The 7,757-nt window shown below is 63.7% G+C and carries 7 protein-coding genes; 2 read left to right on the forward strand and 5 right to left on the reverse strand.

Annotated elements, in window-relative coordinates; all coding sequences use genetic code 11:
* Positions 1-10: 10 nt before the first annotated feature.
* From P7A99_RS05900 to P7A99_RS05915, 4 genes are all read right to left on the reverse strand, one after another.
* Entirely contained in the window at positions 11-787 is a 777-nt protein-coding gene (locus tag P7A99_RS05900) for a WecB/TagA/CpsF family glycosyltransferase (protein WP_277792997.1), read from the reverse strand.
* Positions 784-1,917 (reverse strand): glycosyltransferase family 4 protein, encoded by a 1,134-nt coding sequence (locus tag P7A99_RS05905; RefSeq protein WP_277792998.1) that lies wholly within the window; start codon positions 1,915-1,917, stop codon positions 784-786. The genes P7A99_RS05900 and P7A99_RS05905 overlap by 4 nt, the downstream gene beginning before the upstream one ends.
* A gap of 3 nt (positions 1,918-1,920) precedes the next feature.
* Positions 1,921-2,964 (reverse strand): hypothetical protein, encoded by a 1,044-nt coding sequence (locus P7A99_RS05910; protein WP_277792999.1) that lies wholly within the window; start codon positions 2,962-2,964, stop codon positions 1,921-1,923.
* Positions 2,965-3,265: 301 nt separating this feature from the next.
* Positions 3,266-4,516, reverse strand: coding sequence for a lectin-like protein (locus P7A99_RS05915; protein ID WP_277793000.1), 1,251 nt, complete (start codon positions 4,514-4,516; stop codon positions 3,266-3,268).
* 185 nt (positions 4,517-4,701) lie between these two features.
* Here P7A99_RS05915 and P7A99_RS05920 point away from each other — a divergent pair, with 185 nt between their 5' ends.
* Together P7A99_RS05920 and P7A99_RS05925 are read left to right on the forward strand one after the other, a co-directional pair.
* Positions 4,702-5,754, forward strand: a complete 1,053-nt coding sequence (locus P7A99_RS05920; protein ID WP_277793001.1) for a hypothetical protein — start codon at positions 4,702-4,704, stop codon at positions 5,752-5,754.
* A 492-nt stretch (positions 5,755-6,246) separates the two neighbouring features.
* On the forward strand, positions 6,247-7,365 hold the full coding sequence (locus tag P7A99_RS05925; RefSeq protein WP_277793002.1) for a glycosyltransferase: 1,119 nt from the start codon (positions 6,247-6,249) through the stop codon (positions 7,363-7,365).
* Between the two features lie 2 nt (positions 7,366-7,367).
* Here the strand turns inward: P7A99_RS05925 and P7A99_RS05930 are convergent.
* Positions 7,368-7,757: M10 family metallopeptidase C-terminal domain-containing protein (locus tag P7A99_RS05930; protein ID WP_431307646.1), on the reverse strand; the 390-nt coding region annotated here is incomplete at its 5' end.

The raw sequence follows: 7,757 nt of genomic DNA on the forward strand, positions 1-7,757 counted from the left end.
GGAAAGGGAGTTAGGTGGCGCGGCCTGAACGGAAAGCCATCAGATAGGTTGAATGGACATTGGTGGTCAGGTAGCGCCACAGCAGACGCCGCGGCTCGAGGGCCGCGCGCCAAGCCCACTCGAGACCGGCCTTTTGGAGGAAGAGCGGCGCGCGGGCGCGTTCGCCGGCGAGGAAGTCAAACAGTCCCCCGCAGGTCCGCACCCAGGTTACTCGAGGCAACAAGGTCTTGAAGCGGTGAGCGACAACGACCTGGCGCGGATTGCCGACCGCCAGCCAGAGTACGTCGGCTCCTGAAGCCGCAACCTGCTCGGCGATGGCCGGTATTTCCTCGTCCTTGAAGTAGCCATTGCGCCGGCCGACGACCTGAAGCTTTGGATACATCTCCCGGACCCGGGCGACGGCGCGTTGGTTGGCTTCCTCGGTAGCGCCGATCATGTAGAATTTCAGGCCGTGCTCGGACGCCGCGCGAGCTGCATCGTGGAACCAATCCGTGGTGGAGACGCGCTCGGGAATGGCTTCGCGGCCTCTCCAACGCGAGGCCTTGACCACTGACATGCCGTCGGCGGCGACGTGATCGGCCGCCAACACGGCTTTGCGATAGACTGGATCGGTGGCGAAAAGGGAAACGACCTGCCCATTGGCGGTTGTCACGACCTTTGGGCGACCTTGCCCACTGCCGATTGCGCGCCAGTCGCTGAGCAACTGCTCGCACCACTCGCCGGCGCTGAGGCGTTCGACCGGAATTCCGCCAATCACCACCTTCGTGCGTCCATGAACATTCGTCATGCTCGGACCTCCTCAGCCAGAACTTTCTCGAAGCCGTCAATCATCGCTTTCAGGCTGAAGCGCCGTTCCACAACAGCCTTGGCCATAGCGCCCAAATCCGCGCGACGTTGCCCACTGGAGATGACATCCTTGATGGCCGGCGCCCAGGAGGCTGGCTCGTCGAGCTTGCACAGAACCGCCGCCTCGGTCCCATCGATGTCGCATACCGTCTCGCGCTGCTCGGGGATGTCGCTGACAATGATCGGCAGACCCGCGTGCATGGCTTCCAGGACGGCGTTGCTCTGCCCTTCGTATAGGCTCGGCTGGATGAAAACGTCGCAACCGGCGAGCAGGGCGGCTGCTCCGGCGCGATCGACATTCCCCAGAAAACGAACCCGCTCGGTGAGGTTTAGCGCCTCGACCTTGTCCTCGAGCATCGGACGCTCCTCGCCGTCGCCCGCGACGACCAGGAAGGCGCCCGGGGTCTCGGCTATACGTTCAAGCAGGAAACTGTAGTTTTTCTGGCGCTTCATCCGGCCCAGGGCAAGGATGAGGATCTCATCCTGGGGCAGGCCGAACTGTGTTCTCACCGCCGAACGATCGAGCCGGGAGGGCGACCATTCGATGCCATTGTGAACCACGGAAAGTTTCCGGCGATAAGCGGCGGGGTAGCTGTCGAACGAGTCTTTCACCGCGCCCGAGACGCAAACGATCTGATCATAAAGGCCGATCGTGCCCCAGACCCGGTCAAGCGCGCGCATGAGCTTGCCAAAGGTGGGCCCAGGCGCTCGTTGGGAGGCGATCCTTATGGGCACTCCGGCGAGAAAGGCCGCCATCGCTCCCATCACGGTGCCCAGGGGCATGAAGCATATGACCGCATCGGGCTTCTCGCGTCGTAGCTCGCCCAGCAGCATGGCGAAAGCCTTCAGATAGCCTTTGGCTCCAAGGCGGGGGCTCCGGATCAACGCCTTAACGTGAGGATCGCCCTCGAAAGCCAAGGCTTCCTGATAGAGGAAGCGGACCTCGACTTGATGGCCGCGGGCGCGCAGCTGCCGCGAAAGGCGAACCAACGCCTCCTGGGCGCCGGCGACGTTCATGAACGAGGCGATCGATACGATCTTAAGCGGGCGCAGCGGAAGGGCCTTGTGCATGGGTCAGATCCATCCAGCGCGCTTGATGATGTCGATGGGCGCGATACCCAAAGGAGCAAGCTCGGCTTGGCCCAGGATGAGGGCCGCCTCGTGCTGGGTCGCCAGAGCGCCGGGAAGTTTGTGCAGCGCATATCCGCCATTCAGGCGCGTTTCGAAGAAGCGCGCGATGTCATCGATGAACGCCGCGGCGCGCGCCTTTTGCTGATCGGGCAGGTCTGGCCCGGCAGCCGAGGTCCGAATGATCTGAACGATGTCGAAATCCAGACAATAGGGCGCCGACTCAATGAAGGGCTGATTGTGCGAAACGGCCACGGATCGCTCAAACAGCGGGGCGGCGGCCTTATAGGGCAGTCGGCCAGTGGCGTAGTTGACCCAATGCAGGTGGACGATGCCGCCGACATCGCCCGCATCGGGATCATGCCTGAGCCGATAAAGGGCTCGGAAGCCTTTCTGCACGAGATCGCTCTTGTAGCATTTGAGCAGCCCCGTGCGTGGATCGATGAGGCTGTCGGCTGCCTTGAGCACCGAATCAACCGCAGGCACGCCGCGCCGTTCGGCGCCGGCCGGATCCAAGACCCACAGTGAGAGCACGATCGACGCCGAACCGCCGATCCAGTGGCTGACGCGCCAGCTGTGGTGGCTCCACTTCTTAGGCCACTTGGGCCGAGCGTCAGCATCGAGCAGGTCCGAAATCTTCCACCCGTCGACCGCAAAGAGCGGCCGGGCGACCGGAAGGTCGTGGCTCAAGAGCAGCCGCAGTGCGCCGAGCGCGTAAGCCGTAAGATGGACATTGGCCGAGGGAGCATCCGGTGCGGCGGCGTTCAAACCACCAGCGAGCCGCCAACGACGAGCGTGGTCCCAGAAGGCCTGAGCCCCATCGGGGCCGATAAGGCCGGTTTGTCCAATAAGCTCTAGCGTGTAGACGACGTCGCACGCGTCCTGCAACGCCAGATCAGGCGCTGGGCGGCCCTTAACAAGCAGTTCCAGGGCCGAATGGTGATGTTCCTCGAGGTAGTCCAGAAAGCGTCGATGAGGCGCAACTGTCATTAACCGTCTTCCGATTTTTGGGCGCGACCGATTTACTGCGTTGGCAGAGCCGGCCGTCGGGCACTTCGAGGATCGCGGCCCTTTATACACAGACGCCATGTTGGCACAACGCTGTGACAGCACGGCGAATCCGAAGGATTATTGATTTACCGTGTCGTTCTTTGCTCGCCGGGCAATCAATTCTTGCGCGTGGCGCCCGCTTGCGCGGCCGCGAGAGGCGCAACGCTTGCCTTCAGGTGCTTGCAGGAAGCCGCCACGGTTGGACGCAGGCGACCGCCTTGTGGCGCGAATCTTCGCCGACTCAGAGCAGCCAGAAGCCCGACAGGTCGGAGAACGCGCCCTTTATCGAGGCGATCGCCACGAACTCATCTCCGCCGCCATCGCTATCGATCGCGATTTGCGTATAGCCGTTAGCGCAGGTCACGCGCAAAAAGCCCTCTGCGAGCGGATCACCGACCGTCGTGTTGAACAGCGCCGACATGTCCAGCTTGTCACCCGCTGTAAGGTCGTTGATCCTCGCAAAGCCCCCGGCGCCGAACACGAACAGGTCGCCGCCTGCGCCTCCGGTCACCTCAGCCTGACCTCGAATAATGAAGGTGTCGACCCCCGCGTCGCCCAGGAGGACGACCTTGCGCCCGGCTTCCGCCACAAGGACATCATCGCCGCGTCCGCCCGCCGCGTAGGCGAGCGGCGTCAGTTTGTCGTTCCCGCCGCCGCCGGAAAGCCGCTCGACACCAGAAAGGACGTCGTCGCCCGATCCGCCGATCAGTTCCCGCGTACTGACGATATCGCGTCCGCTCGCTCGGCTGGAGACCGTGACTGCGCCGAACGGACCGGCGCTGGTGGTCAGTCCTTCGCTCGCATGCTCATAGCTGACCCGGCCCTGGAAGGTGGTGAGCCAGTCCTCGTCGCCGTCGATGGCGGCCTTGATTACGCCGTTGGCGAGGGTGATGTCATCGCGACCATCGCCGTCGAAGGCGGTTGTAAAGACCAGGCTCGACGAAAGCACGTAATCATCGCCTGCCCCAGCGTCGATGAGGCCGCCGCCCGAAGGCGCGCTCGCCAGTCCTTCATTGTAGTCGGAGTAGAAGTCATCTCCGTCGCCCATCAGGATGGTCACGCCGGGAGCCGCGCCCCCGAGCGAGAACCAGTCGCTGAAGCTGGTCCCTTCAACGCGCGAGCCGGAATATTCCATCAGGAAGGCTGAGACGTCTTCATAGGGGTCGGCAAGGAAGGGTCCCACCGCGGCGACATAAGCGCTGTCATTGCCAGGGTCGGCGTCGCTATTGCTCTCATCGCGAAGCTTCTCCGCCGAGACAGGCGAGCCGTCCATCCAGACCCAGCCAACCCCATTCTTGTGCGCCCCCGTCCAGCTGGGGGTTTCATGGGCGCTGTCGCTGGGGCCCGCCTCCGCCAGGCGCGCCAGGAAGCGCGAGCTTGGGCTGCTGTCTTCCTTGAGCAACGAGCCGCCGGCCTTGGACGCCATTAGCTGTGCCTCTTCCCAACCAATCAGACGCCCGACCTGCACCCAGTTAATGATCCGCGACGCCATGACCTGCCTGCAAAGGTTGAGGCCGCCATGTTGCGCAAACCCCGGGGTGGCGCCAAGCGCATTTCGTGACTGCAATAAACATTGTGCGGCGGCGCTTGCACCATGGTCCCGACGCGATCGTCGATCATCAAATTGGCCAAATTGCCCAGGATCAGACTCTCAGGTACGAACGGACGACGGGCTGTATGAAAATTCTTCGCGTTAAGACTGTTGCGGAGTGGCAGGCTGCCTGCGGCGCCCAGGGACCGCGCGCCGTGGTGTTTGATCGTGGCGGTTACTACGAGCTCGACCGTGAAACCGTCATTGACCATGACGACATCGTCGTTATGGGAGAAACCGCGCCAGAGCCTGTCATTTTTTCGCGTTTTGGCCTGCGCGTTCAGGCCAGCAACGTCACCCTTCGCCATTTGACGGTGCTGCCAGGACCAGGGCCGCGCGCTCAGGATCGTGATGGGATAAGGGTTCTTCCACGTCGCGACAAAACACCGGTGCGCGGGTTTCGCGCCATCAACCTCACCGTGGGGTGGAGCTGCGACGAGGTCTTCAGCTTCGCCCACGGCGCGGTGGAGGACGCTCTTGTGCAAGATTGTATATTCGCTGAGGCGCTGAGGATCGCCGGGGGGACGTCTCACCCTGATTGGACTCACCCCAAGGGCGCCCACTCGATGGGCATGCTCATTGGCCGGCGCAATCTCGGCGTGCGTATCGTCTCCAACCTCTTCGCCTTCAACTTTTTTCGCAATCCGGCGGTGCACGTGGCCAGTCAGGCCTGTGTGGTCGGCAACATCATCTACTCACCCTTTGAGAACGCCGCCCACGTCTACGTCGATAAGGGACAGGGGCCTCGAGACGCTGTCTTCTCCGGAAACTGGCTCGTCGACGGCCCTAAGCTCCATGGCAATCGTGTCAGCGCCGCCGTGGCCACGCCCCAGCCGATGACCAGCGGAACCGTCGAGATTTACGACAATGGACGGGTGATGCTGGATCAGGCCTTGCCTGCATCCGTGCGGGCGACCATCACCCATTGCGGCGCCCGTCCCACCCTCGCCGACGGATTTTCCGAACGTATTCGACGCGCGGTGTTGGATCGCACCGGCGGGTGGCGCGACGGTCCCGATTTGCCCTGGCCGCCGCCTGGCCCGTCAGAGCCCGACTGGCGCGCCGCGCCTGGAACAGCCCAAGCCCTGCTACGCTACGCGGCGCGTCATAACGCCTTGCTTGGCGGTCGCACGCCCTAGGCCGTTCAGCGTTGCTTTACCATGGCTGAGAACCGGCGATTAAGCCCGTAGACGGCATAGCTCACGCATTGACCGTTCGATCGTCGCGCCGTCGCGCTTTCGAGCCGTCGAGGAGGGCTGACCATGGCGCGTGCCGCGAGCGCGAAGAACGAGCTTTCAAGCGCTGGGGCGAACGCGCCAGATGCAAACATCGGCCGTCTGCAGGAAGCAGGACCTGACCACGCGCCTGTGCGGTCACAAAGCCGCACTTTGCAAGAAGCGCTCCTTCGAAACTTCGAGACTGAGCAACAGGCCGCTCTGCCGCGCCCCTGGCCAGTCGGCATGCGCATGGTCGCCATTTTCGGCGCCGCTGGCGCTCTGTGGGTCGGATTGGCTTTGGCGGTGCGCGCGCTTTAACAAGCCGTCCTTCAAATCGAAGGCGAGACTAGCCGGTCGTCTCGCAACAGGGTAGGGGGCTCTTGGCCGCTTCCCAGCCTTGGTCAAGGACCCGCAATGAGCCTCGCCGCCCAGCCAGCCCGTCCAGACGTCCTCATCCTGCTGCACGATCTGCGCGGCGGCGGCGCAGAGCGCGCCATGCTCAGGTTGGCCGGCGGCATGGCCGCCGCAGGCCGCCGTGTTCATCTGCTGCTCGTCAGCGCTCAAGGCGATTATCTGTCCGAAATACCCCCGGCCGTCACCATGAGCGACCTGGGCGGCGGTTCGGTCTTCGGTGCGATTCCCGCGATCGCCAAAGCCTTGAAGACTTATCAGCCGAGGGCGTTTCTGGCTGCTCTTACTCACGTCAATGTCGCCGCTATCATCGCCGCGGCCCTGGCTGGCTACAGAGGCCGCCTCGTCGTCTCCGAGCGCAATCAGATTTCGGCCAAGGCCGCAGCGGCGAAATCCTTGCGAGAAAAGATCACCTACGCCGTCGCTCCGTGGGCGTATGCGCGGACGGACGGCATCGTTGCGGTCTCCGACGGCGTGGCCAAGGACCTCATCACCTTTGCCCGGCTCCCGGCTGAAATCGTCCACTACGTGCACAATCCGGTCTATGATGCAGGGCTCGCCGTTCGCGGCGAGGCCCCGGCCCCGCATCCATGGCTGGAGGACGGCGGAGCTCCGGTTATCATCGCTGTAGGCCGTCTGCACGAGCAGAAAGACTTCGCCACGCTACTGGCGGGGTTCTTTGAGCTGCGCGCCAAGCGGCAAGCGCGTTTGATCATTTTCGGCGAGGGTCCCGAACGCCAAGCCCTCGAACGGCTAGTCTCGGGCTCAGCATTCGCCGCCGATGTCGCGCTCCCGGGGTTTTGCACCAATCCCTTCGCGGCCATGTCGCGAGCCGCGATGCTCGTTCTGAGCTCGCGATGGGAAGGCTTTCCGAACGTTTTGGTCGAGGCGATGAGCTGCGGCGCGGCCGTGGCCGCCACCGATTGCCCGAGCGGGCCGCAGGAAATCCTCGACGGAGGACGCTACGGGCCTCTGGTCAAGGTCGGAGACGCCTCAGGCCTGGCCAAGGCGATGAGCGCGGTTCTCGATAACCCTGACGCAGGCCCGATCGCCGCCGAGCGCGCGAAGGTGTTCTCCGTCGAGCGTGCGGCGGCCAGCTACCTCGAGATCCTGCGGGCCTGAACCTAAAACAGGAAATCCTCGGCCTTCAGCAGACTTGGCGTGGCGTTCAGGACGACGATCTCCCCATGGTCGGGGACATGGACGATGGTCGATGTCCCCTGAGCTATGATCTGAAGCTGTTCGAAGGTGACCCCGACGCTTCGAAGATCGAAGTGGTCGACGCCCGCCTCGAAATCAACGACCGTGTCGCTTCCCCAGCCCCCGGCGAAGACGAAGCGATCAGAACCGGCGCCGCCGATGAGCCGGTCGTTTCCGCCGGCGCCGGCCAGAACGTCGTCGCCGCCAGAGCCGTTTAGGGTGTCCGACAGGGCCCCGCCGATCAGAGTGTCGGCTCCCGAGCCGGTGACGATGTCGACACGCTCGATATCGACGATGAACGAGCCGCCGCCGAT

Source organism: Caulobacter endophyticus (assembly GCF_029543245.1).
Taxonomy (GTDB): domain Bacteria; phylum Pseudomonadota; class Alphaproteobacteria; order Caulobacterales; family Caulobacteraceae; genus Caulobacter; species Caulobacter endophyticus_A.